Source organism: Sphingomonas sp. LaA6.9, assembly GCF_022601895.1.
GTDB lineage: Bacteria > Pseudomonadota > Alphaproteobacteria > Sphingomonadales > Sphingomonadaceae > Sphingobium_A.
In genome coordinates this window covers 63717-89527 of the sequence record NZ_JAKVIO010000013.1, presented here as the reverse complement: position 1 = coordinate 89527, position 25811 = coordinate 63717, and the positions used below count along the sequence as shown (strand labels likewise).

Annotated in this window: 27 protein-coding genes and 1 pseudogene; 18 read left to right on the top strand and 10 right to left on the bottom strand. The window is 64.6% G+C overall.

Annotated elements, in window-relative coordinates; translation table 11 throughout:
* Positions 1-338: pseudogene (locus MKI88_RS09135) on the bottom strand (hypothetical protein); the annotation flags it as partial.
* A 186-nt stretch (positions 339-524) separates the two neighbouring features.
* On the opposite strand from MKI88_RS09135, the gene MKI88_RS09130 reads away from it, so the two are divergent.
* From MKI88_RS09130 to MKI88_RS09115, 4 genes are read left to right on the top strand one after another with little or no spacing between them, the layout of a single operon-like run.
* A complete protein-coding gene (locus MKI88_RS09130) occupies positions 525-1634 on the top strand; it encodes a DUF3089 domain-containing protein (protein WP_241631035.1) in 1110 nt (369 codons plus the stop codon).
* Positions 1631-2098: a Holliday junction resolvase RuvX gene (gene ruvX / locus MKI88_RS09125; protein WP_241631034.1), complete on the top strand. Its 468-nt coding sequence runs from the start codon at positions 1631-1633 to the stop codon at positions 2096-2098. Before MKI88_RS09130 ends, ruvX begins: the two co-directional genes overlap by 4 nt.
* Before the next feature lie 34 nt (positions 2099-2132).
* Complete coding sequence (locus MKI88_RS09120) at positions 2133-3122, top strand: aspartate carbamoyltransferase catalytic subunit (RefSeq protein ID WP_241631033.1); 990 nt, start codon at positions 2133-2135, stop codon at positions 3120-3122.
* Positions 3119-4351, top strand: coding sequence for a dihydroorotase family protein (locus MKI88_RS09115; RefSeq protein ID WP_241631031.1), 1233 nt, complete (start codon positions 3119-3121; stop codon positions 4349-4351). The genes MKI88_RS09120 and MKI88_RS09115 overlap by 4 nt, the downstream gene beginning before the upstream one ends.
* A gap of 34 nt (positions 4352-4385) precedes the next feature.
* On the opposite strand, the gene MKI88_RS09110 is transcribed toward MKI88_RS09115, so the two are convergent.
* From MKI88_RS09110 to MKI88_RS09100, 3 genes are read right to left on the bottom strand one after another with little or no spacing between them, the layout of a single operon-like run.
* Positions 4386-5675 carry an SPOR domain-containing protein gene (locus MKI88_RS09110; protein WP_241631029.1) on the bottom strand — a complete coding sequence of 430 codons (1290 nt, stop codon included), beginning with the start codon at positions 5673-5675 and terminating at the stop codon, positions 4386-4388.
* A gap of 20 nt (positions 5676-5695) precedes the next feature.
* Positions 5696-6283, bottom strand: a complete 588-nt coding sequence (locus MKI88_RS09105; protein WP_241631027.1) for a hypothetical protein — start codon at positions 6281-6283, stop codon at positions 5696-5698.
* Between the two features lie 17 nt (positions 6284-6300).
* The gene (locus tag MKI88_RS09100) at positions 6301-7017 is read right to left on the bottom strand and encodes a ParA family protein (RefSeq protein ID WP_241631025.1); all 717 of its coding nucleotides are present in this window, start codon (positions 7015-7017) and stop codon (positions 6301-6303) included.
* Positions 7018-7313: 296 nt separating this feature from the next.
* Between MKI88_RS09100 and MKI88_RS09095 the strand changes: the two genes are divergently transcribed.
* On the top strand, positions 7314-8351 hold the full coding sequence (locus MKI88_RS09095; RefSeq protein WP_241631023.1) for an SPOR domain-containing protein: 1038 nt from the start codon (positions 7314-7316) through the stop codon (positions 8349-8351).
* On the opposite strand, the gene serB is transcribed toward MKI88_RS09095, so the two are convergent.
* The gene (gene serB / locus MKI88_RS09090; RefSeq protein ID WP_241631021.1) at positions 8348-9226 is read right to left on the bottom strand and encodes a phosphoserine phosphatase SerB; all 879 of its coding nucleotides are present in this window, start codon (positions 9224-9226) and stop codon (positions 8348-8350) included. The genes MKI88_RS09095 and serB overlap by 4 nt on opposite strands.
* On the opposite strand from serB, the gene miaA reads away from it, so the two are divergent.
* The 9 genes from miaA (at position 9219) to leuA (ending at position 19346) form a co-directional block, all read left to right on the top strand.
* Positions 9219-10169 (top strand): tRNA (adenosine(37)-N6)-dimethylallyltransferase MiaA, encoded by a 951-nt coding sequence (gene miaA / locus MKI88_RS09085; RefSeq protein WP_241631019.1) that lies wholly within the window; start codon positions 9219-9221, stop codon positions 10167-10169. The two genes, serB and miaA, sit on opposite strands and share 8 nt — an antisense overlap.
* An 81-nt stretch (positions 10170-10250) precedes the next feature.
* Positions 10251-11999, top strand: coding sequence for an acetolactate synthase 3 large subunit (locus MKI88_RS09080; protein WP_241631041.1), 1749 nt, complete (start codon positions 10251-10253; stop codon positions 11997-11999).
* Positions 12000-12015: 16 nt separating this feature from the next.
* Positions 12016-12531: an acetolactate synthase small subunit gene (ilvN, locus tag MKI88_RS09075; protein WP_241631017.1), complete on the top strand. Its 516-nt coding sequence runs from the start codon at positions 12016-12018 to the stop codon at positions 12529-12531.
* Positions 12532-12559: 28 nt separating this feature from the next.
* Positions 12560-13579, top strand: coding sequence for a ketol-acid reductoisomerase (gene ilvC / locus MKI88_RS09070; protein ID WP_241631016.1), 1020 nt, complete (start codon positions 12560-12562; stop codon positions 13577-13579).
* 106 nt (positions 13580-13685) lie between these two features.
* Positions 13686-14825, top strand: coding sequence for an 8-amino-7-oxononanoate synthase (locus MKI88_RS09065; protein ID WP_241631040.1), 1140 nt, complete (start codon positions 13686-13688; stop codon positions 14823-14825).
* Positions 14822-15439 (top strand): dethiobiotin synthase, encoded by a 618-nt coding sequence (gene bioD / locus MKI88_RS09060; protein WP_241631013.1) that lies wholly within the window; start codon positions 14822-14824, stop codon positions 15437-15439. The genes MKI88_RS09065 and bioD overlap by 4 nt, the downstream gene beginning before the upstream one ends.
* Entirely contained in the window at positions 15436-16683 is a 1248-nt protein-coding gene (locus tag MKI88_RS09055) for an adenosylmethionine--8-amino-7-oxononanoate transaminase (RefSeq protein ID WP_241631011.1), read from the top strand. Before bioD ends, MKI88_RS09055 begins: the two co-directional genes overlap by 4 nt.
* 52 nt (positions 16684-16735) lie before the next feature.
* Entirely contained in the window at positions 16736-17377 is a 642-nt protein-coding gene (locus MKI88_RS09050; RefSeq protein WP_241631007.1) for a YceI family protein, read from the top strand.
* A 247-nt stretch (positions 17378-17624) separates the two neighbouring features.
* Positions 17625-19346: a 2-isopropylmalate synthase gene (gene leuA, locus MKI88_RS09045; RefSeq protein ID WP_241631005.1), complete on the top strand. Its 1722-nt coding sequence runs from the start codon at positions 17625-17627 to the stop codon at positions 19344-19346.
* A 29-nt stretch (positions 19347-19375) separates the two neighbouring features.
* On the opposite strand, the gene MKI88_RS09040 is transcribed toward leuA, so the two are convergent.
* On the bottom strand, positions 19376-19666 hold the full coding sequence (locus tag MKI88_RS09040; protein ID WP_241631003.1) for an acylphosphatase: 291 nt from the start codon (positions 19664-19666) through the stop codon (positions 19376-19378).
* Positions 19667-19837: 171 nt separating this feature from the next.
* Here MKI88_RS09040 and MKI88_RS09035 point away from each other — a divergent pair, with 171 nt between their 5' ends.
* The 3 genes from MKI88_RS09035 to MKI88_RS09025 all read left to right on the top strand — a co-directional run bounded on the left by MKI88_RS09035 (position 19838) and on the right by MKI88_RS09025 (position 21410).
* Positions 19838-20065, top strand: coding sequence for a hypothetical protein (locus MKI88_RS09035; protein WP_241631001.1), 228 nt, complete (start codon positions 19838-19840; stop codon positions 20063-20065).
* Between the two features lie 59 nt (positions 20066-20124).
* Positions 20125-20490: a DMT family protein gene (locus MKI88_RS09030; protein WP_241630999.1), complete on the top strand. Its 366-nt coding sequence runs from the start codon at positions 20125-20127 to the stop codon at positions 20488-20490.
* A 107-nt stretch (positions 20491-20597) separates the two neighbouring features.
* Complete coding sequence (locus MKI88_RS09025) at positions 20598-21410, top strand: hypothetical protein (protein WP_241630997.1); 813 nt, start codon at positions 20598-20600, stop codon at positions 21408-21410.
* Between the two features lie 5 nt (positions 21411-21415).
* On the opposite strand, the gene MKI88_RS09020 is transcribed toward MKI88_RS09025, so the two are convergent.
* The gene (locus tag MKI88_RS09020; RefSeq protein ID WP_241630995.1) at positions 21416-21667 is read right to left on the bottom strand and encodes a hypothetical protein; all 252 of its coding nucleotides are present in this window, start codon (positions 21665-21667) and stop codon (positions 21416-21418) included.
* Positions 21668-21911: 244 nt separating this feature from the next.
* On the opposite strand from MKI88_RS09020, the gene MKI88_RS09015 reads away from it, so the two are divergent.
* Positions 21912-22637, top strand: coding sequence for a Crp/Fnr family transcriptional regulator (locus MKI88_RS09015; RefSeq protein WP_241630993.1), 726 nt, complete (start codon positions 21912-21914; stop codon positions 22635-22637).
* Between the two features lie 246 nt (positions 22638-22883).
* Here the strand turns inward: MKI88_RS09015 and MKI88_RS09010 are convergent, their stop codons facing one another.
* The 3 genes from MKI88_RS09010 to MKI88_RS09000 all read right to left on the bottom strand — a co-directional run bounded on the left by MKI88_RS09010 (position 22884) and on the right by MKI88_RS09000 (position 25781).
* A complete protein-coding gene (locus MKI88_RS09010; RefSeq protein ID WP_241630990.1) occupies positions 22884-23186 on the bottom strand; it encodes a DUF1636 domain-containing protein in 303 nt (100 codons plus the stop codon).
* Positions 23183-23710 (bottom strand): J domain-containing protein, encoded by a 528-nt coding sequence (locus MKI88_RS09005; RefSeq protein WP_241630988.1) that lies wholly within the window; start codon positions 23708-23710, stop codon positions 23183-23185. Before MKI88_RS09005 ends, MKI88_RS09010 begins: the two co-directional genes overlap by 4 nt.
* A gap of 106 nt (positions 23711-23816) precedes the next feature.
* Complete coding sequence (locus tag MKI88_RS09000; protein WP_241630986.1) at positions 23817-25781, bottom strand: lipopolysaccharide assembly protein LapB; 1965 nt, start codon at positions 25779-25781, stop codon at positions 23817-23819.
* Positions 25782-25811: the final 30 nt, after the last annotated feature.

The following is a 25811-nucleotide window of genomic DNA, read 5'->3' as shown; positions in this document are numbered from 1 at the left end:
ACCGACAGGAAGATACAGACGACGCGCCAGCCATCGCCCCCGCTCCACTGATCGGGCGCGCCGTTCCAGTAGAGGATCAGCCCGATCGCCAGCGCGGCAATGAAGGCGAAGATGATCGACCATTGCCAGCGCTCGCGCTCGAGCGTGAAGCCGATCAATATCGTGAGCGATCCGACGAATGCTACGCTTGCGGTCTTCAAGGCGCTGAGCAGTTCAGGCCTGAAATTGTCATCGCCGAGGATCAGATGAATGATCGCACCGGTAAAGGCGCCCATTGCGGCAAGCAGCCAGGGGCGCACGTTCCAGTCGGCGCGTTCGCTATCCGTTTCTGATATCACGCTTTCATCCTCCCTCGCTGGCGGCACTGTCGTTCGGACGGCGACACGAATCCAGTGGAGATTTCATGCAGCCCTCCACATCGTCTGCACGGCTTGGCAATTGCGCAGCGGGCATCCGTCCGGCAGAGGAACGAAATTGTCGCGCAGCCCGTTTTATGTTGCACTGCACAAAAGGAAGGATGCTCCTTGGCCCGCAAGTTCCTCTATCTGATTGCGATTTTGATCATGCTCGCCATTGCCGCCACCTTCGCCTACCGCCTTTTCGGGGTGCAGATGATGCGCGTCGCGATGGTCCCCACGACCAAATTCGTTCCCCAGCCCGGCGTGCAGATGAGCGCCTATGCAGGACCCGAGATGTGGCTGGCGCGCCCCGACAAGACGACGGACAATCCTGCCCTGTGGACGCCCGAGGGCTTCAAGCCCGGCGCAAAACCGGAGGCGGCGGTCTTTTTCATCCACCCGACATCCTATCTGGACCGGGCCAGCTGGAACGCGTCGCTCGACAACCAGGAAGCCAATGACCGCGCCGCGGTATTTCTGCGCGGTCAAGCCAGCGCCTTCAACGAGGCGGGCGAGATCTGGGCGCCGCGATACCGGCAGGCGACCTTCGGTGCATTTCTGACCGACAAGGCGGAGGTGCAGAAGGCGCTGGACCTTGCCTATGGCGATGTCGCCTCGGCGTTCGACCGCTTCCTGTTCGAGATCGACGAGGACCGCCCCATCATTCTGGCTGGCCATAGCCAGGGCGCGCTTCACCTGACACGGCTGCTTCACGAGAAGGTGGCGGGCAAACCCGTCGCCCAACGGGTGGTCGCGGCATATGTTGTCGGTTGGCCGGTCTCGCGCGACACCGACCTCAAGGCACTGGGTTTCCCCGAGTGCACAGGCCCGAACCAGTCAGGCTGTCTGCTCAGCTGGCAGAGCTTTGCCGAGCCCGCCGATCCGTCGCTCGTCCAGGAAACCTATGATTCGACGACGGGATTGGACGGCAGGCCGCGCAAGGGCACCGCGATGGTCTGCACCAATCCGGTGACCGGAGCGCCCGAAACCGCCGCACTTCCAGCGGCCAATCTGGGCACGCTCGTTCCATCCGACGACCTCAAGACTGCAACGCTGACCAAGGCTGCTGTGCCCGCGCGCTGCGGACCCAATGGTTTTCTGTTGATCGGCGATCCGCCCGAAGTCGGCCCCTATGTGCTGCTCGGCAACAATTACCATGTCTACGACTACAGCCTGTTCTGGGCGAATGTCCGCGCCGATGCCGTTCGTCGTCTCGCTGCCTATAAGGGGCAATGATCACGAATGATTCGCGCGAGTTCAGGGATGCCCTGCCAGCGGGCGGGCGGCTCATCGGGCTCGACCTCGGCACCAAGACGATCGGCACCGCGCTATGCGATGCGGGCTGGAGCTTCGCGAGCCCTGCCGGCACGATCAAACGCGCCAAATTCTCGGCGGACAAGGCGAAGCTCGCTTCAATGATCACGGAGCAGCAGGTCGTCGGGATCGTGCTCGGCCTGCCGCTCAACCTTGATGGCACCGAATCGCCGCGCAGCCAGTCCACCCGCGCCTTTGCACGCAATATCGAGGATCTCGGGCTTCCCATCCTGCTCTGGGATGAACGCTGGTCGACCGTCGCGGTCGAACGCGTGATGATCGAGGCGGATCTGAGCCGTGCAAAGCGCGCGGAACGCGTCGATACACTGGCGGCAGCGCATATTCTTCAGGGCGCAATCGACGGGCTGGCGATGACGGGTGGTTGAACTCGGCAACGCATCCGCGTAAGCCGCCGCTTTAATGTCAAACACACACTCTTCGTCAGCGCACGGCCTCACCGGCGCGCAGAATTTTCCGCACCGCCATCTCACCGGAATCGCAGGGCTTCAGCCGCATGAGATCGCCTTTCTGCTCGACGAGGCCGAGCAATGGGTCGAACTCAACCGCAAGGCGAGCAAGCATGACGGCCGGCTGGCCGGGCTGACCCAGATCAACGCCTTTTTCGAGAATTCGACGCGCACGCTGTTGTCGTTCGAGATCGCGGGCAAGCGCCTCGGTGCCGATGTCGTCAACATGCACGCCGCCCAGTCGAGCGTGAAGAAGGGCGAGACGCTGATCGACACCGCGGTGACGCTCAACGCCATGCATGCCGATGTGATCGTCATCCGCCACCAGAGTTCGGGCGCGGTGCAACTCATCGCGGACAAGGTCGACTGCCCCGTGCTCAACGCGGGCGACGGGCGCCACGAGCACCCGACCCAGGCGTTGCTCGACGCGCTGACCATCCGGCGCCGCAAGGGTCGGATCGCCGGGCTTCGCGTCGCGATCTGCGGCGATGTTCTGCACAGCCGCGTCGCGCGCTCGAACATTCTCGCGCTCACCGCGCTGGCCGCCGAGGTCCGTGTCATTGCTCCGCCGACGCTGATGCCCCCTGCCGTGGAGCGCATGGGCGTCACCGCGTTCACCGATTTCGATGCGGGGATCGAGGGCGCCGACGTCGTGATGATGCTGCGCCTCCAGAACGAGCGCATGTCGGGTGGCTTCATCCCGTCGCCGCGCGAATATCACGCATTATGGGGCCTCACGCCCGAACGGCTCGAACGCGCGGGTCCCGATGCGCTGGTGATGCATCCCGGCCCGATGAACCGCGGCATAGAAATCGATTCGATCGTGGCCGATGACCCCAAACGTTCGGCCATCACCGAGCAGGTCGAAATGGGCGTAGCGGTCCGCATGGCGTGCCTCGACGTGCTGACACGACGCAAGCGTAGTGTGGAGGGCTGGGCATGAGCGGCGTGCGCGCAATCGTGAACGGCCGCGTCGTGCTGCCCGGTGGCGAGCCTGTTGCCGCAAATATCCTCATCCGCGACGAGGTTATCGCCGAAATCGGTGGCTTCGACCTACCCTCCGATGCCGAGACGATCGACGCTAAAGGCAAGCTCGTCGCGCCCGGCATCATCGACATGGCGGTCTTCGCGGTTGATCCGGCGGCGTGCCGGGCAGGCGGGATCACGCGAGTCGCGTTGATGCCCGACCAGTCTCCTCCGCTGGACGAGCCCGGACTCATCCAGCGCGCCGCGGCCTCAGGCAAACCCGATCATCTCTGGGTCCACCCTATCGCCGCCGCCACGCGCGGCCTGCGGGGCGAGGAAGTCGCCGAATATGCGATGATGCGCTCTGTCGGGGCGCGTGCTGTCGCCACCGGACGCGGCTGGATCGCCGATTCGGGCGTGATGCGGCGTGTTCTTTCCTACGCCGCGCCACTGGGCCTGACGACCATCGCACATCCCGAAGATAGCGGCATGGTGGCCGACGCGGTCGCGACTTCAGGCGAAACCGCGACCCGCCTTGGTTTGCCGTGCGCGCCTGCGATCTCGGAAGCGATGGCGATCGCGCGCGATCTGGCGATCGCCGAGGTGGCAAACGCCCCCATTCATTTCCGTCAGGTCACGACCGCGGCCGGATTCGATCTGATCCGTGCCGCCAAGGCACGGGGTGTCGTCCGCGTCACCTGCGGCATCACGCCCGCGCACCTGCTGCTGTCGGACATCGCGATCTCGGATTTCCGTACCTTTGCGCGCCTGTCGCCGCCGCTGCGCGATGAGGCCGATCGCCAGGCCGCACTCGCCGCGATTGCCGACGGGACGATCGACATGATCGGATCCGGCCACGATCCTCGCGGCCCCGAGGACAAGCGCCTGCCCTTCGCCGATGCGGCTCCGGGCATGGCGGGTGCGGAAACGCTGCTCGCGCTTGCGCTCGGGCTCGTCCGCGATGGCCTCATCGACCACGCCCGGCTGTTTGCGCTTCTTGCCGCCAATCCGGCGAAGCTGCTCGGGCTTGAGGCTGGCGAGATCGTCGTCGGCGCCCCCGCGGACCTGATCGTGCTCGATCCCGAAGCGCCCTGGAAGGTCGATTCGGATCGCATGGAGGCGCGGGCAGGCAACACGCCCTTTGACGGCCTGCCCGTGCAGGGTCGGGTGCTGCATATGGTGAAGGGCGGCCAGCCTGTCGGCTGACCGCCCCGTCCCCGCCCCGAAACCGGGAATTGGTTTAGCGTGAAGCGACGCGCCCCATGGCGCGCTGGACCCATTGCGCAGGCGTGCCATTGCCATAGGCCCGCACGAAGCAGCTGCCGCCCTTCGCCTTGACGCGTCCACAGACGCGCTCGGCATCGCCGCGCGATTCGAAGCCGCCAAGCGCGACACGGTGAACCGCAGCTCCGTTGAGCTGATAGGTGTCGCCCACGGGACGATAGCTGGAGAGTTCGCCGAAGCGGCTTACCGAGCTGTTCCAGGCTGCTTCGGCGCGCGATGCGCTCGAATATGCGCCGATCTGGACGACATAGCGCCCGCCTTCGGCCGCTCGCGGTGCCGGAACCGAGACCGCCGCCTGCTTCACCGGCCTGCGGTCCGCGCGAACCGCCCCTGCGGGAAGCGCCTGAACGATTTCCTGGCGCGGCGCGAAGGTGATCTGGCGCAGCGTGCCTTCGGCATCCGACACCGCCACCCTGATCGGCTCGGGATTCGCCTCGGGCTCCGAAGCGGGCGCCACGGGCGCCGCGGCTGCATAGGCTTGCTCGGACACCGGAATCGGTGCGAGCGCCAGTCGCGCGGGCTGACCCGAATCCTCGATCGGCGCGATGCCAAGCAGCGTGGCAACCTGATCCCAGCTGTTTTCGGGTTGCGCGAAACGGACCCAGCCAGCCATGCGCTGGTTGAGGTCGGCGGGAGAGATATCCTGTGCCGCGATCACGCGCGCCCTGCCCCAATTGCCGGCGAGCGCATGTGCCAGCGCCAGATTCTGACGCGTCTTGGCAGACGCACCCTCGCCGCGCGCGGTCGATTCGAGCATATCGAGACCGGCACTCGTTTCGCCTGCCAGCGCCAGAGCGAGACCGCGATCCGCATCGGCGATAGACCCTTGGGCGCCGCGCAGCGTTTCCAGCGCCAGGTCGCGCTTGCCAAGCGCAATCTGGACCAGCGTCAGGCTAAGCGTCGCACGACCATTTGCGGGATCGAGCGCGAGCGTGTCGCCAAAGGCGGTCTCGGCGGAAATCAGCCGCCCGCCCTGCAGATAAGCGTGCCCCAGCAGCGCACGATACGCCGGCTCGCGCGGGCTCATGCTCACGGCGCGCTCCGCCTCGGCGATTGCGGTGTCGAAATCACGAACCCTGAGCGCGTTACCGGCCGCTGCTGCCGCATCGGCCGCCGAGGCCGCAGCATCGGTCTCGTCAGAGGCGAAAGCGGAGCCGAACTGATTGACCATGGGGTTGCCCCCGACCAGTGCCTGGCCCACGACCAGCGCGGTCGCCGCGATCTTGAGGACTGCCGTGCGGTTCATGTCATTCCCCCGTTTATCGGTCATTTTACGGCGTTGGCCGGAACCTTGCGCGCGAGATCGTCGAGCTCGGGTCGTTCAGCCAGGAAGCGGTCGAGCGCCTCGGTGACGATCGTCTGCGCCGATGCGCGTTCGATCGCACAAGCGAGCTTCAGCTTCAGATGACGTTCGGGATCGAGGCGCAGCGTGAACGCGGCCTTCCCCTTGCGTCCGCGCACCGCCTTCTTGGCGCGCGCGATCGCCACGCGGGGCACCGGCAGAGCATCCGACTTCTTGCGCGTGGTCAGGATGGGCGCCTCGAAGGCGACATCCTCGATCTCATCCTCGTCGAACTGCTCTTCGACCGCGTTGAATTCTTCAGCCAGTTCCTCACGCTGCAGCACGACAGGCGGCACCGGTTGCGCGGGAAACGCCTGCTCGTCGAGCTCGGCGCCACTCGGGAAGGCAACCGCCTTGGGCACGTCGTGGCCCATGTCGTTCCAGCCAAGATCGTCCTGGCCGCCGAAGCCGCCGAAACCGCCGAAGCCTTGCGGACGCATCGCGGGCTTGGCGTGGCCTTTGCGCGCCAGCAGACCCGAAGAAAGCGAAGCGACGGGTTTGGGTTCACCCATGATCATTACCTCCCGCCTTACTGGCCAATGACGCGGCGACCGAAGCCACCCATCGGACGCGGAGCAACCGCGGTGACGCCCATCTGCGGCGCGCTGAACACGGTGCGGCGGAAATTCTTTTCTAGCCGGTCGGAAATATAGGACCAGAGTTCGATCACTTCCTGGGCTGAACGGCCCTTGGGATCGACCTCCATGACCGTCCGGCCGTCGATCATCGAAGCGGCGAAATCGGTGCGGTGGTGCAGCGTCACCGGTGCCACCGTGCCGTGCTGCGAGAGCGCGACGGCGGCTTCGTAGGTGATCTTTGCCTTGGGCGTTGCCGCGTTGACCACGAAGATCAGCGGCTTGCCAGCGCGTTCGCACAAATCGACCGTGGCGCCCACGGCGCGGAGATCGTGCGGGCTCGGGCGCGTCGGAATGACGATCAGCTCGGCGACCGTGATGACGCTCTGGATCGCCATGGTAATTGCGGGTGGCGTGTCGATGACCGCCAGGCGAAAGCCCTGCTGGCGCAGCACTTCCAGATCCGAGGCGAGCCGCGCTACCGTGGTCTGCGCGAAGGCAGGATATTCGCTCTCGCGCTCGTTCCACCAGTCGGCGAGCGATCCCTGTGGATCGATGTCGATCAATACGACCGGTCCGGCGCCCGAAAGCTGTGCCTGCACAGCAAGGTGGCCCGACAAGGTCGTCTTGCCGGAACCGCCCTTTTGCGATGCCATTGCCAAAACGCGCATAGTTTCCCCTCGGCTCCCCGAGCCTTTCCCTGCAGGGCGGAAATTGCCTTGCAGGATAGGAAAGGCTCTCAATTCAATCGACGGAGCACGTCCCGACCGAAAAACCGCGTCACACTTTTTCGGGACGTGCTCTGTCCTTCAGGGGAGAAGTGACATGCTGACGTCTAAAATCTGGTTAACGGCCGGAAACAATATTCGGCCAAACGCCGATTTTTACTTGGATAATTTTTTGCTAAGAAGCGATTAAGAAAGTCTGTTTAGACGAAGGCGCAGTTCGGCGCGCAAGGGGGCATCCGATGAAGGCGTTCGCATGGCTCCTCGGGGCTGGCTTCGCGGCCATGAGTCTCGCGATGGCCGCTCCCGCGGCGGCCGATGTCGAAAAGGGTATCGATGCATGGCTCAACGGCGATTTTGCCGAGGCCGTGAACCAGTGGCGCCCGCTCGCGATCGAGGGCGATGCCGACGCGCAGTTCAATCTCGCACAGGCTTACAAGCTCGGGCGCGGCGTCCCCGCCGATCTGGTCCAGGCCGAACATTGGTATCAACGCGCCGCGATGCAGGGGCACGTGGAGGCCGAGGACAATTACGGGCTGGCACTGTTCCAGAATGGCCGCCGCCTGGAAGCGCTGCCCTGGCTCGAAAAGTCGGTGGCCCGGGGCGAGCCGCGCGCCCAGTATATTTTAGGTGCGGCCCTCTTCAATGGCGACTTTGTCGCGAAGGACTGGGTTCGCGGCTATGCGCTGGTGACGCGCGCGTCTGCCACCGGGCTGCCTCAGGCATCCAAGGCGCTCGCGCAGATGGACCAGTATATGCCGCTGGAGGAAAGGCAGCGCGCAATGGTGCTCGCCCGCGAGATCGAGGTGGCCCACGCCAGGCCTGTCGCGCCCGCTCCCGCCGCCACCGCGGCCAACAAGCCGGTCGGCGCGCCCTACCCCGTTCCCGGAGAACCGGCGCCTTGGGCCGCCGTGGCGCCACGCAAGCCGGTCCCCGCGACCCGCGCCGAACAAGCGCCTGCAAAGCCCGCCGAGCCCGTTCGGATCGCCGAAGTCCGGACGTCCGTCCCGAAGCCCAGCGAACCCGCACCCGCACCCAGACGCGCTGCTGACAATTGGCGGATCCAGCTGGGCGCATTCAGCGATGCCGCCCGCGCCCGCACATTGTGGAACGGGCTCAAGCCCAGGATCAAGGGCCTCGGCAGCCTTGAACCGCATTACGTCAAGGCGGGAGCGATGACGCGGCTGCAGGCGGGGCCTTTCGCGGACAAGGCGGACGCCGATCGCCAGTGCGGCGCGGTAAAGGCCGCCGGGCAACCCTGCCTCGCCGTAAGGCCTTAATCCTCGATCCACGCCTCGCGTGCGATTCCCTGTGCATAGAGCAGCGTCGTCAGGTCGCCGTGCACGATGCGCGCGTCCGCGGCCGCAGCCGCCTTTTCCTTCGCGTGATAGGCGACCCCCAGCCCCGCGGCCTCGATCATCGGAATATCGTTGGCGCCATCGCCCACCGCCAAAGTCTCGGCAACCGACAGTCCCAGCCGTTCCACCTCCTCGATCAGCGTTGCGCGCTTGGCTTCCGCGCCGACAATCGGGCGCGCCACTGTTCCGTCTAGCGCATCGCCTTGAAAGCCCAGTGTGTTGGACACGGCGCGATCGAAACCGATGTCCGCAGCGACCGGATCGGCGAAATTGGTGAATCCGCCCGAGACGAGCACGGTGCGCGCGCCGCGCGCGCGCATCGTGCCCACCAGCGTCCTCGCGCCCGGCATCAGCACCACGCGCTCGCGGTAACAGGTTTCCAGCGTCGCAGCGGGCAGGCCCTTGAGCAGCGCAACGCGCGCGTCGAGCGCCCCCTCGAAATCGAGTTCCCCGCGCATCGCGCGCTCGGTGACATCGGAAATTTCGGCGCGCAATCCCGCATAATCGGCAAGTTCGTCGATGCACTCGATCGTGATCATCGTCGAATCCATGTCGGAGATCAGCAGCTTCTTCTCGCGCCCCGCCTCTGGCTGGACGATGACATCCATGTCGCCCTGAAGCGGCTTCAGCGCCGTCCGTGCTGTCTCTAGGTCACCCGTAAAACGAAGGTCGAGCGCGGTCCCCTCATCGATCCAGACCGCCCCGAGAATTTCCTGGCCAGCGTCGGCGAGCATGCGCGCGGCGCGGTCCATGTCGCTCTGGCGCAAACCCTCGGCTATCAACGTGGCGATGAACAAGACTCAAACTCCCCGGCGTCAGAAGGTCGTGCTTATTGCGGGGCCGACCGCCAGCGGCAAGTCGGCTTTGGCGGTAAATCTCGGTCAGCGGCTGCCATCCGTCGTCATCAACGCCGATTCCGCGCAGGTCTATGCCGATCTGCGCATACTCTCCGCGCGCCCCGATGCCGCCGAAATGGGCGACGTTCCGCACCGCCTGTTCGGCTATATAGACGGTGCCGAAGCCTGTTCGGCGGCGCGATGGGCGGAAGATGCACGTCGAGAAATCGCGGGGGCGGCTCGGCAAGGCGCGCTTCCCATTCTGGTCGGCGGAACGGGTCTTTATCTGCGCACGCTTCTGGACGGCATCGCCCCGGTCCCGGAGATCGACGCTGAGGTGCGACGCGAGGTGCGTGCCCTCGCCGTTGCCGAAGCTCACGCTGCGCTTGCCCGCGAGGATCCGCAAGCAGCCCAACGCCTTGCGCCAGCCGATACGACGCGCGTCGCCCGCGCGCTTGAGGTCGTCCGTTCCACCGGACGTCCGCTCTCGCATTGGCAGGCCGAGCGCACAGGGGGGATTGTGGATCAGATCGACCTTGTGCCGCTCATCCTGCTTCCCCCTCGCGACTGGCTGTTTGAACGCATCGAACGGCGTTTTGGCGCGATGGTATCGCATGGAGCAGTCGAAGAGGTGGAAGCCTTGCTGGCGCGCGACCTCGATCCCGCGCTTCCCGTCATGCGCGCCATCGGCGTCCCCGAAATCTCGGCCTGGCTCGATGGCGAAACAAGCCGCGACGCCATGCTCGATCGCGGGACGATCGCCACGCGGCAGTACGGCAAACGGCAGTACACCTGGTTCTCGCGCCAGCCACCCGCGGAATGGCCTGTCGCAAATGTGAAACTTGATGACTCTGCGGCAAGTGATTTTGCAATTAAATTATACGAACGGGTGTTGACAGTTTAATTTGTTACCACTAGCCAAGCCCGCCTTGCCTTTGCTGCGCTGCGGCAGCTTCGGGGCGCGTACATATTGTCGGAGGAAATGATGACTGCGGAAAAGTCCGGAGCGGACATACTGGTCGAGGCCCTGAGCGATCTCGGGGTCGAGGTCGTATTCGGCTATCCGGGTGGCGCGGTGCTTCCGATCTATGACGCCCTGTTCAAGCAGAGCCGCCTCAAGCACATTCTCGTCCGCCACGAACAGGCCGCGACGCACGCCGCCGAGGGCTATGCACGCTCGACTGGGAAGCCCGGCGTCGTCCTCGTCACCTCGGGGCCAGGCGCGACCAATGCTGTCACGGGCATCACCGACGCGCTGATGGATTCGATCCCGATGGTCGTCATCACCGGGCAGGTTCCGACCGCGCTGATCGGCAGCGACGCCTTTCAGGAGGCCGACACCGTCGGCATCACGCGGCACTGCTCGAAGCACAATTACCTGATCAAGGACCCCGCGAAACTCGGTGAGACCGTCCATGAGGCGTTCCACATCGCGACCTCGGGACGTCCGGGGCCCGTGGTTGTCGACATTCCCAAGGATGTCCAGGTCGCGACTGCCCGGTACAAGAAGCCGGGCGCGATCCAGCACAAGACCTATCGTCCGCAGGTCAAGGCCGATCAGTCGCTGATCGAATCCGCCGTCGAGATGCTCGCCGCGGCCGAACGGCCCGTCTTCTACACGGGCGGCGGCGTCATCAACGCGGGCCCGGCAGCAAGCCAGATCCTGCGCGAACTGGCGCGGATCACGGGCGCGCCGGTCACCTCCACGCTCATGGGTTTGGGTGCCTTCCCCGCCTCGTCGGATCAGTGGCTGGGCATGCTCGGCATGCACGGCACCTATGAAGCCAATCTGGCGATGAACAAGGCCGACCTGATCATCGCGCTCGGCAGTCGCTTCGATGACCGCGTCACGGGCCGGCTCGACGCCTTCGCGCCGAATGCCCGGAAGGTCCATGTCGATATCGACCGTTCGTCGATGAACAAGACCGTCCATGTCGACCTGCCGATCCTGGCCGATGTCGGCCGCGCGATGGAGGACATGGTCCGCATCTGGAAGACGCGCGGGCACCAGAAGAATGACCTGTCCAAATGGTGGGCACAGATCGCCGAATGGCGCGCGAAGAAGTCGCTCGCCTATCCTGCCTCGACCAAAGAGATCATGCCGCAGGAGGCGATCCGCAAGCTGTGGGAGGCGACGCACAAGCGCAATCCGATCATCACGACCGAGGTCGGCCAGCACCAGATGTGGGCGGCGCAGCACTTCCATTTCGAGCATCCCAACAAGTGGCTGACCTCGGGAGGCCTCGGCACGATGGGCTACGGCCTGCCCGCCGCGATCGGCGCGCAGCTCGGCAATCCCAATGCGCTGGTGATCGACATTGCGGGCGAAGCCTCGATCCAGATGAACATCCAGGAGCTGGCAACCGCCACGCAGTACCGCCTGCCCGTCAAGATCTTCATCCTCAACAACGAATATATGGGGATGGTGCGGCAGTGGCAGCAGCTCACCTATTCGAGCCGCTATTCGGAAAGCTATTCCGATGCGCTGCCCGATTTCGTGAAGCTGGGAGAGGCCTATGGCTGGACCGGCATCCGCATCGAAGGCATGCAGGAGCTTGAGGCGGGCATCGCGCAGATGATCGACACGGCCGGGCCGGTGATCGTCGATTGCCGTGTGGCAAAGCTTGCCAACTGCTTCCCGATGATCCCGTCGGGCGCCGCGCATACCGAGATGATCCTGCAGTCCGACCAGGTTTCGGGCGAAATGGACGACGAAGCCAAAGCGCTGGTCTGAGGCGCTGGGGGAAACAATGCATATCAAGCAGGAACAGCAGGAACGGCACACGCTTGCCGTCATCGTCGACAACGAGGCGGGCGTCCTCGCGCGCATCGCCGGGCTCTTCACCGCGCGCGGCTATAATATCGAGAGCCTGACGGTGACCGATATCAGCGAGGACGATCTGATCAGCCGCATCACGATCGTCACCTCCGCCTCGGCGCCTATGATGGAACAGATCATCGCGCAGCTCGAGCGGCTGGTGCCCGTGCACAAGGTGGTCGATCTGACCGCGCTCGGCCCGCATGTCGAGCGCGAGCTCGCGCTGGTGAAGGTCGCGGGCAGCGGCGATCACCGGATCGAGGCGCTGCGCCTGGCCGATGTCTATCGTGCGCGTGTGGTCGATGCGACCACGTCGAGCTTCGTCTTCGAGGTGACGGGCGGTTCGGACAAGATCGACACCTTCGTCTCGCTGATGCGCGAGGTCGGCCTCGTCGAGGTCGCCCGCACGGGCATCGTCGCCATTTCCCGCGGCAAGGACGCCGCCTGAACTTTCTGCCAATAAAGGATTGATTACTATGCGCGTTTATTACGATCGCGACGCCGATCTGGGTCTGATCAAGGGCAAGAAGATCGCCATTGTCGGCTATGGCAGCCAGGGCCACGCCCATGCCCAGAACCTTCGCGATTCGGGCGTCGCGGAAGTCGCGATCGCGCTCCGCGCCGGTTCGGCCACCGCGAAAAAGGCCGAAGGTGCCGGATTCAAGGTGCTCTCGAACGTCGAAGCCGCGAAATGGGCGGACGTCGTCATGGTCCTCGCGCCCGACGAGCATCAGGCTGCGCTGTACAATGACGATCTCCACGCCAATCTGAAGCAGGGCGCCACGCTCGCCTTTGCACACGGCCTCAACGTCCATTTCGGCCTGATCGAGCCGCGCGCCGATCTCGACGTCATCATGGTCGCGCCCAAGGGCCCGGGCCACACTGTGCGTTCCGAATATGTGAAGGGCGGCGGCGTCCCCTGCCTGATGGCGATCCATCAGGATTCGAGCGGGAATGCGCACGACCTCGCGCTGGCTTATGCCTCGGCGGTTGGCGGCGGCCGTTCGGGCATCATCGAGACCAATTTCCGCGAGGAATGCGAAACCGACCTGTTCGGCGAGCAGGCCGTGCTCTGCGGCGGCGTCACCCACCTCATCCAGGCCGGATTCGAGACGCTGGTCGAGGCCGGTTACGCGCCCGAAATGGCATATTTCGAGTGCCTTCACGAGACCAAGCTGATCGTCGACCTGCTCTATGAAGGCGGCATCGCCAACATGCGCTACTCGATCTCGAACACCGCCGAATATGGCGACATCACCACGGGTCCGCGCATCATCACCGACGAAACCAAGGCGGAAATGAAGCGTGTCCTCGCCGACATCCAGTCGGGACGCTTCGTCAAGAACTTCGTGCTCGACAACCGCGCCGGCCAGCCCGAGCTGAAGGCCGCGCGCAAACTGGCCGCAGCGCACCCGATCGAGAAGGTTGGCGCGGAACTGCGCGCGATGATGCCCTGGATCGGCGCGAACAAGCTGGTCGACAAGGACAAGAACTGATCACTGATTCCGGCCGGCGGTGCATGCCGTCGGCCGGGATTTCGCCTCGGTGCTTGTCTGATTTCCCAGAGCCTGTATTCGGCGACGCGCTTCGGGAGTAACCGTCATTTCGCTGTTCGAAACCCATGCGCGTCAGCTCGATGCGCTCGCCGCCGATGACCGGCTTCGCGTGCTCCGGCCGCGCCACGGGCTCGATTTCGTCTCGAACGACTATCTGGCGCTTGCCAATTCGCCTGAGTTGCGCGCCGCATTGTTCGACGGCATCAACCGTGGTCTGCCCGCCGGATCGGGTGGTTCCCGGCTGCTGCGCGGCAATCACGAGGAACATGAGGCACTCGAGATCGATGCCGCGCGCCATTATGGCAGCGAGGCCGCGCTGTTCTTTGCGACGGGCTTCACCGCCAACGCCGCGGTCTTCGCGACATTGCCCCAGCGCGGCGACCTCGTCGTCCATGACGAACTCATCCATGCGAGCGCACATGACGGCATGAAGCTCGGCCGCGCCGAGCGCGTGGCCGTCGCGCACAACAATGCCGCCGCGTTCGAAACCGCGATCCGCAACTGGCGCGCGCGCGGCGGCCTTGGCCGTCCGTGGATCGCGGTCGAAAGCCTCTATTCCATGGACGGCGATCGCGCGCCGCTTGCTGCGCTCGCTGAAGTGGCCGAGCGCAACGATGCGGTGCTCATCATCGATGAAGCCCACGCAACGGGTGTTTTCGGGCCCGAAGGCCGTGGTCTTTCCGCGTCGCTCGCGCAGCAAGAGAATGTCATCGCCCTGCATACCTGCGGAAAGGCGCTGGGATGCGAGGGCGCCCTGCTCTGCGCACCGCGCATACTCGTCGACTTCCTCGTCAACCGCGCGCGTCCCTTCATCTTCTCGACCGCATCCTCGCCCTTTGTCGCGCATATGGTGCGCCGCGCGATCGAGATCGTCGCCGCGCAGCCCGAGCGCCGTGCGGCGCTGGACGCGCTCGTGCAGCATGCGGGCACGCGACTGCATGAGCGGCTCGGCGTGGCGCCCACGGGCTCGCAGATCATCCCCGTGATCATCGGCGACAACGGGCGCACGATGGCCATCGCATCGGAGCTTCAGTCTCAGGGCTTCGACGTACGCGGAATCCGCCCGCCAACGGTGCCCGAAGGCACCGCACGCCTGCGCGTCTCGATCACGCTCAACGTCACCGCCGCGCAGATCGACGCGCTCGTCGACGCAATGGAGGGGGCGATCGCGCGCATACCGGCATGAGCCAGCGCTTCGTCATCACCGCAACCGACACCGACGTCGGCAAGACGATCTTCTCGGCCGCGCTCGTTCAGGCGCTCAGTGCCAGCTACTGGAAGCCCATTCAGGCGGGCATCGAGGGCGGAACCGACAGCGAGACCGTCGCGCGCCTCACCGGCATTACCCCGATCCCCGAAGCCTGGCGCCTCGCGACGCCTGCCTCACCCCATCTCGCCGCCGAGATCGACGGCGTTACCATCGACCCCGCAGCGCTCATGCCCCCGGCCTGTAACGGCCCGCTCATCATCGAGGCGGCCGGCGGCGCGCTCGTCCCCGTCACGCGCACCACGCTGTTCGCCGACATCTTCGCGCGCTGGCAGTTGCCCGTGATCGTCTGCGCGCGCACCGGGCTTGGCACGATCAACCACAGCCTGATGACGATCGAGGCGCTGCGCCACCGCAACGTGCCGATCCACGGCATCGCCTTTGTCGGCGACGCGGTGCCCGACAGCGAGGCGATCATCCCCGAAATCACGGGCATCAGGCGCCTCGGCCGCCTTCCCCGCCTCATTTCGCTGACGCCCGAAACGCTCGCCACCGCCTTCGCCGCCCATTTTCAGACAGGCGACTTCACATGAGCCATTCACCGGTCTGGCACCCCTTCACCCAGCACGGGCTTGGCGAGCCGATCCCGCTGATCGACAGGGCCGAAGGCGTTGCAATCTACGATGCAGATGGCAAGCGCTGGATCGACGCGATCTCGTCATGGTGGGTGGTAACGCACGGCCATTGCCATCCGCGCATCATGGCGGCGATCCGCGAGCAGACCGAGCGGCTCGACCAGCTCATTTTCGCGGGCTGGACGCACGAACCCGCCGAAAACCTCGCGCGCGAGCTCGTCGCCATCACCCCCGAACCGCTGACGCGTGTGTTCTACTCGGACAGCGGATCGACCAGCGTCGAGGTCGCGCTCAAGATGGCGCTTGGCTACTGGGCCAATATCGGGGAGCCGCGCGATTGCATCCTCGTGATGGAGCACAGCTATCACGGCGACACGATCGGCGCGATGTCGGTAGGCGCGAGGGGCGTGTTCAATCGGCCCTATGAGCCATTACTGTTCGATGTCGGCACAATCCCCTTCCCCGCCGCAGGACGTGAGCAGGCAACGCTCGACGCACTCGAAGCGGCTTGCCGCGAAAAGCCCGCCGCATTCATCGTCGAGCCGCTGATCCTCGGCGCGGGCGGGATGCTGATCTATTCGCCCGAAACGCTCGCGGAGATGCGCCAGATCTGCGCGTCATATGACGTGCTGTTCATCGCCGACGAGGTGATGACAGGCTGGGGCCGCACGGGCACGCTTTTCGCCTGCGAGCAAGCGGGGGTCGCGCCCGATATCATGTGCCTGTCCAAGGGGCTGACGGGCGGGTCGATCCCGCTCGCGGTCACGCTCGCCACCGACGCGATCTTTGACGCGCATTATTCGCGCGATCGCAGCAAGACCTTCTACCATTCGAGCAGCTACACGGCGAACCCGATCGCCTGCGCCGCCGCCAACGCCAATCTCGCGATCTTGCGCGACGAGCCCGTTGCCGAACGGATCGCGACGCTCGGCGCAATGCAGCAGCGCCAGCTCGACCGGCTCGCGGATCATCCGCGCCTCGCGGGGCATCGCCGGATCGGCACGATCGCTGCGGTCGATGTCGTCGCCGATGATGCGGGCTATCTCTCCGACCTCGCGCCGCGGCTGATCGGCTATTTTCGTGAGCATGGTCTGCTGCTGCGTCCGCTGGGCAACACGCTCTACGTCATGCCGCCCTATTGCATCGACGAGGACGACATGACCTTGATCTATGACGGAATATTGGCCGCACTGAAGGTTTGACAGCGGCGCGGCAGAACATCACTTTGCAGCTCCCCCTTCAGGAGACCGTTCCATGCGTCCTACCCTCATCGCTTTCGGCCTTGCAGCAGCCTCCACCGTCGCGCTTCCACTCGTCGCGCAACAATCGTCGCAGGTCCCCGGCTCGAAGAATCCCGCCGCCATCACTGGCGGCACCTACACCGCCGATCCGGGGCACACGCTGGTCCGCTGGGAGGTCGACCATCTCGGATTCTCGCCCTATTTCGGCATTTTCGGCGACGTGACGGGCACGCTGACGCTCGATCCCAAGAATCCGGGTGCAGCCAAGGTCGACGTGACCATCCCCGTCTCCAAGGTGACCACCGCAAGCGCCGGCCTCACCAAGCACCTGCTCAAACCCGCCGAAGCCGGCAAGCCGGCCGACTTCTTCGGCGCCAGTCCCGCCGATGCCAGGTTCGTCTCGACCGCCGTCACGGTTGACGGGGACGATGCGAAGATCACGGGCAACCTGACGCTCAACGGCGTCACCAAGCCGGTGACGCTCGATGCCGAATTCTACGGCGCCGGCAAGATGCCCGCGGGCATGGGCGGCAAGGAAAATGTTGGCTTCGAGGCCGAAGCCACGATCAAGCGCAGCGACTTCGGCATCAACCTTGGCATCCCGATGGTATCGGACGAGGTCAAGCTGGACATCGCCGCCGCGTTCCAGAAATAATCGTGCGCCCAAAGCCCCTGTTGCGACAGCAATAGGGGTTTTTGCTGGACAGGCGCGCGGTTTCGCGTCATTGGCATGCGCATGAAAGCGCACTGCGCCCTTCTCCTTCTTCGACTTACGCGCCCTTAGGCGCGACGCTTCCGCGTGCCCGTCGGGCGCAGCGGCACCGCCTAAGGGCTATAATAAACCAGAGCGAAACGAGCAGCGGGCGTGAAAATGCGCTCGCGCGAAGCCGAAGAGAAGACCCATGCTGCGTGACCCGTCCGTAAAATACCGTCCCTTCCCGCAGGTCGACATCGCCGATCGCCAATGGCCCGGGCGTACCATCACCAAGGCACCGCGCTGGCTGTCGACCGACATGCGCGACGGCAATCAGGCGCTGATCGATCCCATGGACAGCGAGAAGAAGACCCGATTCTTCGACCTGCTCTGCAAGGTAGGGGTCAAGGAAATCGAGGTGGGTTTCCCCAGCGCGGGAGCGACCGAGTTCGATTTCATCTCGGGCCTGGTCCAGCAGGGTCATGTTCCCGACGATGTCATCATTCAGGTGCTGACCCAGTCGCGTCAGGACCTGATCGAAAAGAGCTTCGAGAGCCTGAAAGGCGCCAGACAGGCGATCGTCCATCTCTACAACGCAGTGTCACCCGCATGGCGCCGCATCGTGTTCAACATGGAGCGCCCGGAGATCAAGGCGATCGCGGTCGCCGGCGCCAAGGTGCTGCGCGACGAGGCCGCGAAGCAGCCGAATACCGAATGGCACTTCGAATACAGCCCCGAGACCTTCTCGACCGCCGAACTCGATTTCTCTGTCGAGGTCTGCGAGGCGGTGATGGACATATTGCAGCCGACGCCCGAGCGTCCGCTGATCCTCAACCTGCCCGCGACGGTCGAAGCGGCGACACCCAATATCTATGCCGACCAGATCGAATGGTTCTGCCGCAATATCCGCAACCGCGATTCGGTCGTCATCTCGCTCCACCCACACAATGACCGCGGCACCGGCGTCGCGGCCGCCGAGCTGGGGCTGATGGCGGGCGCCGACCGCGTCGAGGGCTGCCTGTTCGGCAATGGCGAGCGCACGGGCAATTGCGACCTCGTGACCGTCGCGCTCAATCTGTACACGCAGGGCGTCGATCCGCGCCTCGACTTCTCGGACATCGACGAGGTCATCCGCACGGTCGAATATTGCAACAACATCCCCGTCCACCCGCGCCATCCCTATGCGGGCGATCTGGTGTTCACCGCCTTTTCGGGATCTCACCAGGACGCGATCAAGAAGGGCTTTGCCGCCCAGGCCGCGCGCAACGACGAATATTGGGAAGTCCCCTATCTGCCGATCGACCCCGCCGATCTCGGCCGCAGCTACGAGGCGGTCATCCGCGTCAACTCGCAGTCGGGCAAGGGCGGCGTCGCCTGGGTGCTTGAGCAGGACAAGGGGTTGAAGCTGCCCAAGCGGATGCAGGCCGATTTCAGTCGGCACGTCCAGGCGATGGCCGACGAAACGAGCCGCGAGTTGAATGCCGCCGACATCTGGAACGCTTTCACAAAAGCCTATGCGCTTGACGGCGAACACCCCTTCAGCCTGATCGACTATCAGGAAACGCATGCACCGGGCGGCATCGGTGGCGCCAATCGCATGTTCGTGGGCAAGATCCGGCTGGAAGGCGAAGAACGTTCGATCAGCGGACGCGGCAACGGCCTCATTTCCTCGGTGCTAGCGGCGCTGCGCGACGAATGCGGGATCGAACTGGAAGTCGCCGACTATAGCGAACATGCGATCGGCCACGGATCAGACGCGCAGGCTGCGGCCTATGTCGAATGCCGCACGCCCGCTGGCAAGACGGTGTTCGGCGTTGGCGTCGATGCCGACATTGCCACCGCCAGCGTGCGCGCGGTGCTGAGCGCGGCAAATGTGCTGGGCGCCGAAGTCGCTACCACGAGCAGTGCCAGCGCTGCCTCGGCTGCCTGATCTTGCGTAGCGCCGCCACGCAGGCGGCGCTACAAGGTCGGCAGAAATTCGAAGCCCTGCTGCACGGGCGCGTCGGCATCCTGTACCGCGATATCAGTGACACGCGCCAGCGCCGGGCCGTCATGACAGGCGACGATGAATGCTTCGACGCTTTCGGGCGCGCCTGAAGCCAGCGCTTCAACGCTTCCGTCTGTGCGGTTGCGGACCCAGCCCGCAAGTCCCAGCGAGCGCGCTGTGCCGACCGCCCAGTCGCGATAGCCCACCCCCTGCACGCGACCGGTAATCCTCAAATGGCGCGCTATGCTGGTCTGGTCTGGCATGGCCGATCGTCCGTTGCCCCCGGCCGCACGCTGCGCCCGCCATTTTCGGATCGCAAGCGAAATCATCATGTTCGCAGTAACTTACAGCAATGTTTACATGTTTCGACAAGCGACATTATAGCTTAGACCAACGTCGTTGCAGACCAAACTAATCCTCGATAACCCGCGCCCATGCGTTGTAATGCTCCCTCCGTCGAGCGTGTTGCCCGCGCGATCTGCGAGCAGGCCTTTTACGAGCGTCATAACTGTGCCGCCACGCCACAGGTCATAGACCGCAACTGGCACGGCTTCGCGCAGCAGGCCGCAGCCGCAATCGAAGCAATCAACGACGAAGACGACGCGATCGCCGCGCGTCGCGCAGCGCATCGCAACTGGGAACGGCTGATCTTCACGGTCTGATCGCTCGCTGGCCGCGTAATCGACCTTGACAGTCCAGCGTGCGCCGGGGAGCAAGCGACATGCCCAGCATCGCCCCCGCCCTCACCCCGATATTGCTGCTCTGCGCATCGAACGTCTTCATGACTTTCGCGTGGTACGGGCACCTGAAATTCACGGGCAAGCCGCTGTGGCTGGTCATCATCGCGAGCTGGGGCATTGCCTTCATCGAGTATTGCTTCGCGGTTCCGGCCAATCGCTGGGGAAGCACCAGCTACAGCGCCGCGGAACTCAAGGCGATCCAGGAGGTGATCACGCTCACCGTCTTTGCGGGATTCTCGGTATTCTATCTGGGCCAGAAGATCACAGCCAATCACCTGATCGGCTTCGCACTGATCGCCGCCGGAGCCTGGTTCATCTTCCGCGCGCCCTTGCAGGGTGTCGCTTGAGCTAAGGTCAACCGTCGGGCCTCGATAGGCCATTGCGCCCGGGTTAACCCCGATACCGGGCAGCAATCCGCCATGCTACGTCGATCCACGCATCGAGGGAGGACGCCATGGCTCCGGTCGCACGAAAACTCTTGGGGATGATGCTCGTCGCGACGCCTGCCACGAGCATGGCCCAGGAATCGGGCGATCATGCGCAGGAACTCGCCAAGCAGCTGGCGAACCCTGTGGCGTCGCTGATCAGCGTGCCCTTTCAACAGAATATCGACTTTGGCGGTGGTCCGGATGATGGCGGCGTCAAGTCGACGCTCAATATACAGCCGGTCGTGCCCGTCAGCATCGGTCCCGATTGGAACGTGATTGTCAGAACGATCCTGCCCGTCACCTATCAGTCCGACATTTCGGCGCCGGGCGCGCACGAGTTCGGACTGGGCGACACCGTCCAGAGCCTCTTCTTCTCGCCCAGGAAAACCGGTCCAGGCGGCATCATCTGGGGCGTCGGCCCCGCGATACTCTATCCGACCGCGACCGACCGCGTTCTCGGCGGCGACAAATGGGGGCTCGGGCCGACCGTCGTTCTCCTTAAGCAATCGGGCAAGACCACATATGGCGTGCTGGCGAACCACATCTGGTCGGTGGCCGGAAACGACACGCGCGGCGATATCAGCTCGACCTTTGTCCAGCCGTTTTACAGCTACACGACGTCGACAGCGATGACCTACGTCATCAATACCGAGACGACCTATGACTGGAAGGGCGACAATTGGGTGGTGCCGATCAACGTCACCATGGCGCATCTGACCAGAATGGGAAAACAGCCGATCCAGATCGGCGTCGGTGCGCGCTATTATGTCGAAAAGCCGAGGGGCGGCCCCGATTGGGGGGTGCGCCTGGTACTCACATTGCTGTTTCCCAGGAAGTGAGCGGGCTAGAGCTGCCCGTCACCCTCCTCTCCGTCGGAAGCAGGTTGATCCGCCGCCGCATGCCGCAGCTCCATTCTGCGGGCCTGCTGCGCCAACGCAATCCAGCGCCTGGCGGCGATAACGAAACGGGCTCTGACGTTGGGAAGAGGTGAGGCCTGCGCTTCGGCGAGCGCCTTGCACGCATGCTCGGCAAAGACCTGGCTCTGGCTGTGCGGCGGCGTATCCTGCGCAACGCCGTCGGGATGCTGATCCGACATCGCACCTCGCTCGGATGGTAGACGGGCTACCCCCGGGTCGCAAAGGGATAGCCCGTCCACAGTACTGCTGCTCGGGTCAAGGAAGCAGCGTCGCGAAGCTTGCACAGTGAGCGGCAGCACTGACTAACCTCGATCAAGGTGGAGAAAATTATTCTGATCTAGTTACGGCTTCGACTTGTCGTTGCGCGCGCTTGGGCGCACCCTCGCGCGAGACCCGCCGGCGACAGTAAGGAAAGGGGCGTTCGTGACCAGGGTTACCGCGTTGTTCCTGCAGCGCCGCCGACGCGAACGGCTTTCCGAGGAAGAAAAGCGCGCGCTCGAGGATGCCGTCGCCGAGATTAGGGTGCTGCCGGCGCGGCATGTCCTTGTCCATCAGGGCGATACAGTTACGCGCAGCACGATGCTCATCGAGGGCCTGATGTGTCGTTACATGGATGGGCGCGACGGGCATCGTCAGCTTGTCGCGCTCCATGTGCCCGGCGATTTCGTCGACCTGCACGGCTTTCCCCTCGAGCAACTGGACCATGATGTCGCCACGATAAGCCGGTCGAAGGTCGCGACCTTCCCGCGCGAGACCCTGCTCACGCTGACGCGTAACCATCCCCATCTGGTGCGGATGCTCTGGTTCAGCACGCTGCTGGACGCGGCGATGCACCGCGAATGGATATTCCGGCTGGGGCGGCTGGGCGCGATGGGACGTGTCGCGCACTTCTTCTGCGAGATGAAGGTTCGGCTCTCGCTGGTCGGGCTTTCGAACGACAATCGCTTCCATCTTGCAGTAACGCAGGCCGATATTGCCGAGGCATGCGGGCTGACCCCCGTCCACGTCAATCGTGTGCTGCGCCAGCTGCGCGACAATGGGCAGCTCGCGTTCCAGCGCGGCATGGCGCATGTGCTCGACTGGCACGCGCTCAAGGTGACGGGCGAGTTCGACGATGCCTATCTTTATGTCGACGGCACCCCCGATTGAGATACCAGTCCGCGCAGACTGATTCAGATCAACGTATTTGGGTGCGCGATCGTCTAGAAAAAGGCGTTTCAAGGGAGTCCCGCAGTGAACAGACCCGACGACCATGATTACTTCATTCGCCGCGAACGTGAGGAACGCCGGATTGCCGCCTCATCCACCGACCGATGCGTAAAGCGGATCCATATGCGCTTCGCGGATGAATATTCGCGGCGCGCCGCACGGATCGCGCAGCGATAGACGCACGCTTTATGCCGGCAATTTCAGGTCTTCTACGATTTCTGCAATCCCGGTTCCCGGCTTCACCAGCAGCCATTGGTGGGGATCACGGGTGTCGATCATCGTCACTGCATGGCGTGGGCAGACGCCGAGGCACTTGACCTCGACCACGCCGACATGCGCCTTGCGGCCCTTCTTGCCGCCCATTTCTTTCTTCAGCGCTTTGGCGAGCGGTGTCTTGCCCTTGGGACCGAAGCCGCCGCCCTGCCGCTTCGAGCATTTCCGGCACACCAGCAGCGCAGCCTCCCAGCTGGATCGGACATGGCGCGTCAACGCGGACGGCGCTCCTCAGCCTTGCGCAGCACCTCGAAAGCGGCCTGGATCGCCTGGAAGCGCACCGCCGCGGCGGCATCGCCGGGCTTGACGTCGGGGTGGTGCTCCTTGGCGAGCTTGCGCCATGCCCTTTTTACGGCTTCGAAATCGGCATCATCGTCGAGTTCGAGCGCCTTGAGCGCATGAAGCTCGTCGCGCGAGCGGCTGCCGTCACCGGGGCCACCCCAGCCATAATGCTGCGCTTCCTTGAAGCCCGAGAAATCGGCGCGTTCGCGCGCCTCGCGCGCGGCGGCCTCCTCGGGCGTCAGGCCCGCGAAATAGTCCCAGTTGCGGTTATACTCCGCCGCGTGCTCCTCGCAGAAATACCAGCGCTCGGGGCTGTTGGGCGCCTTGGGCGCGGGGCGATCGCCGGGCTTGTCGCAGCCATGCCGGTCGCACAGCCGCACCTTCGCCGCCTCGCGCGTCGCTTCATAGCCACGCCAGCGGGGAAAACCCCAGTCATAGGATCGGGAAGAGCGCGCCATTGGAGCCTACATAATGGCGCGTTCGCCGCGCACAAGCGCGAAGCGGGGACACCCGCACGGCCTCGCGGCGAAACCCGCCTCACGGTTCAGCCGCCAACGTCGCGCACTATCCTCCATGATGCCGATAGGTCACCCGCTGCATCTTGCCGCCACAACCGAGCGTCTGCCCGGGACGGTAGCTTGGCTCATACTCGAAGCGCCTGAAATAACCCGCGGTCACGTCGCCGAACACAAACGGTGGATAGGCAAACAGGGCGCGGTGATTCATCGTCTTGCCGTCCGCGGCGATGTCGAACTGGACGGAGGTCCAGCCGCTGAAGCCCCATGTCAGCGCCTCCTGCGGGAAGTCGGAATCGCTGATGCTGCCTTTCTTCAATGCGGGCGGTGCGTCCACGAGCGCGCACTGTTCCGACGAAAGGCCACTGAGCTTGAAAGTGGCACGCGCCGCTTCATCATCACCTTGGCGGAACTGCTGCGAAGCGAGCCGGATCAGCGCACCGACACGGAAGGGATCGCTCGCGGCAAGCCCGTCATCGTCGATCACCGAACGCAGGAGCGCCTCGTCTTCCCTGTTCCATTTCTGTCCCCGGCTGTCGACCAGCATCAGGCGCAGCGCGGCGCGCGCGACGGCATCCTTCCGGATGCGCTCGTCCTGCATCGCCGCTTCGATCGCACCCAAATAGCTCGCCGCGTTGCGGTCTGCACCCGCGGCACTCTTCCATTGCAGGTGAGACAGATAAAGCCGTGCGACCGGAGGCACCTGCGATGCATCCGCGATCGTCAGCGCCCGCCTGGCGTACACGAGCGCCTCGTTGGCGCCCAGCACCGGGGAACTGGCCAGTTCAGCGAGAACGGGCATAAGCTGGAAGGCGCTGGCACCTTGCGCCGCCTCGCGGCGCGCCAGTTCAGCGACAAGCAGCGGAAGCCGGCGGGCGTTCGAGGTTTCCTCGATGCTGACCGGATCGACCGCCTTTTCTGACAGCCAGGAATTGAGCCCCGGGCGAAGCAGTGCGGGGATCGACGGACGCGCGGACACCGTGGAGCATCGCATTTCGATGCGCGTTAGCATCCTGAACAGCGGTGGAATGTCCTTCACCTTCTCGGGCGCCCACGACCAGTCGGCCACTGCACGCGCAAATTCGAGAGCGCTGGTGCCGCGCCGCGAGGAATAGATCGGACGCGGCGCCACGACGCTGCCATCGTCGGCGATGCCGAACTCCACCACACCGACATCGTCCGGCTGGAGTCCATCTGGGCCGCCACAAGGGGGCGCGGGCGTGTCCGGCCCCATGCCGAGGCCATCCTTTGGCAATCGGCCGGCGCCGGTATAGGCGAGATAATTGCGCGCGCGATCCTCGTCCCCCGCAAGCATCGCCGCGATCGCATAATCCGACCGCGCGATGACGTCATCCTGATCGACCCTGAGCGACAGCCCGCCCAATGCCTTGACCGATCGGCCAAACTCCTCCTGCGCGTCCTTGAATCGACCGAGATTGAGCAGCACACGCCCTTTCAGGTCGGCGAACCGTGCTTCTGCCGCCTTGTCCGGCGAGAGCGTGACCACCAGCGCCTGCAGACGATCGGCATTGGCCAGTGCAGCATCGGGATCGACGAAGGTGCCGCTTTGCACCATCGCCACGAGCGCACGCACCTTGCTCTGCGGGGCGTCAGCAAAATGCTCTGCCTCGCGATAACGCGCAAGCGCACTTGCGTAATCGAGCGCGCGTCCATCCATGTTGCCGAGCAGCATCAGCGCCAGAAACCGGTCTTCGCGAAGGCTGGCATCGCCGGCGGGAAGCGCTGCAAGCCCCGCCTTCACCGCCGCCGCAGCCTCTGCGTCACGTCGAAGCTCAAAGAGCGCGGTGCCCTTGCGCACGCGTACGATCGCAAGGCTACGCGCATTTTTCGCCAGTCGTGGTTCGAGCGCCTCGAAGGCCGATACAGCGTCCACCCATTTCTGCGCATTGAGCGCCTCGGTGGCCGCCTCAAACTGTTGCTGGATGCCCGGCTGCTGCGCCGCCGCTGAGGTGGCGAGCGCGCACGCGCCCAGGATTGCCGCAAGATTCTTCATGATTACCCCCGAGGGGGATGACCTTAGTAG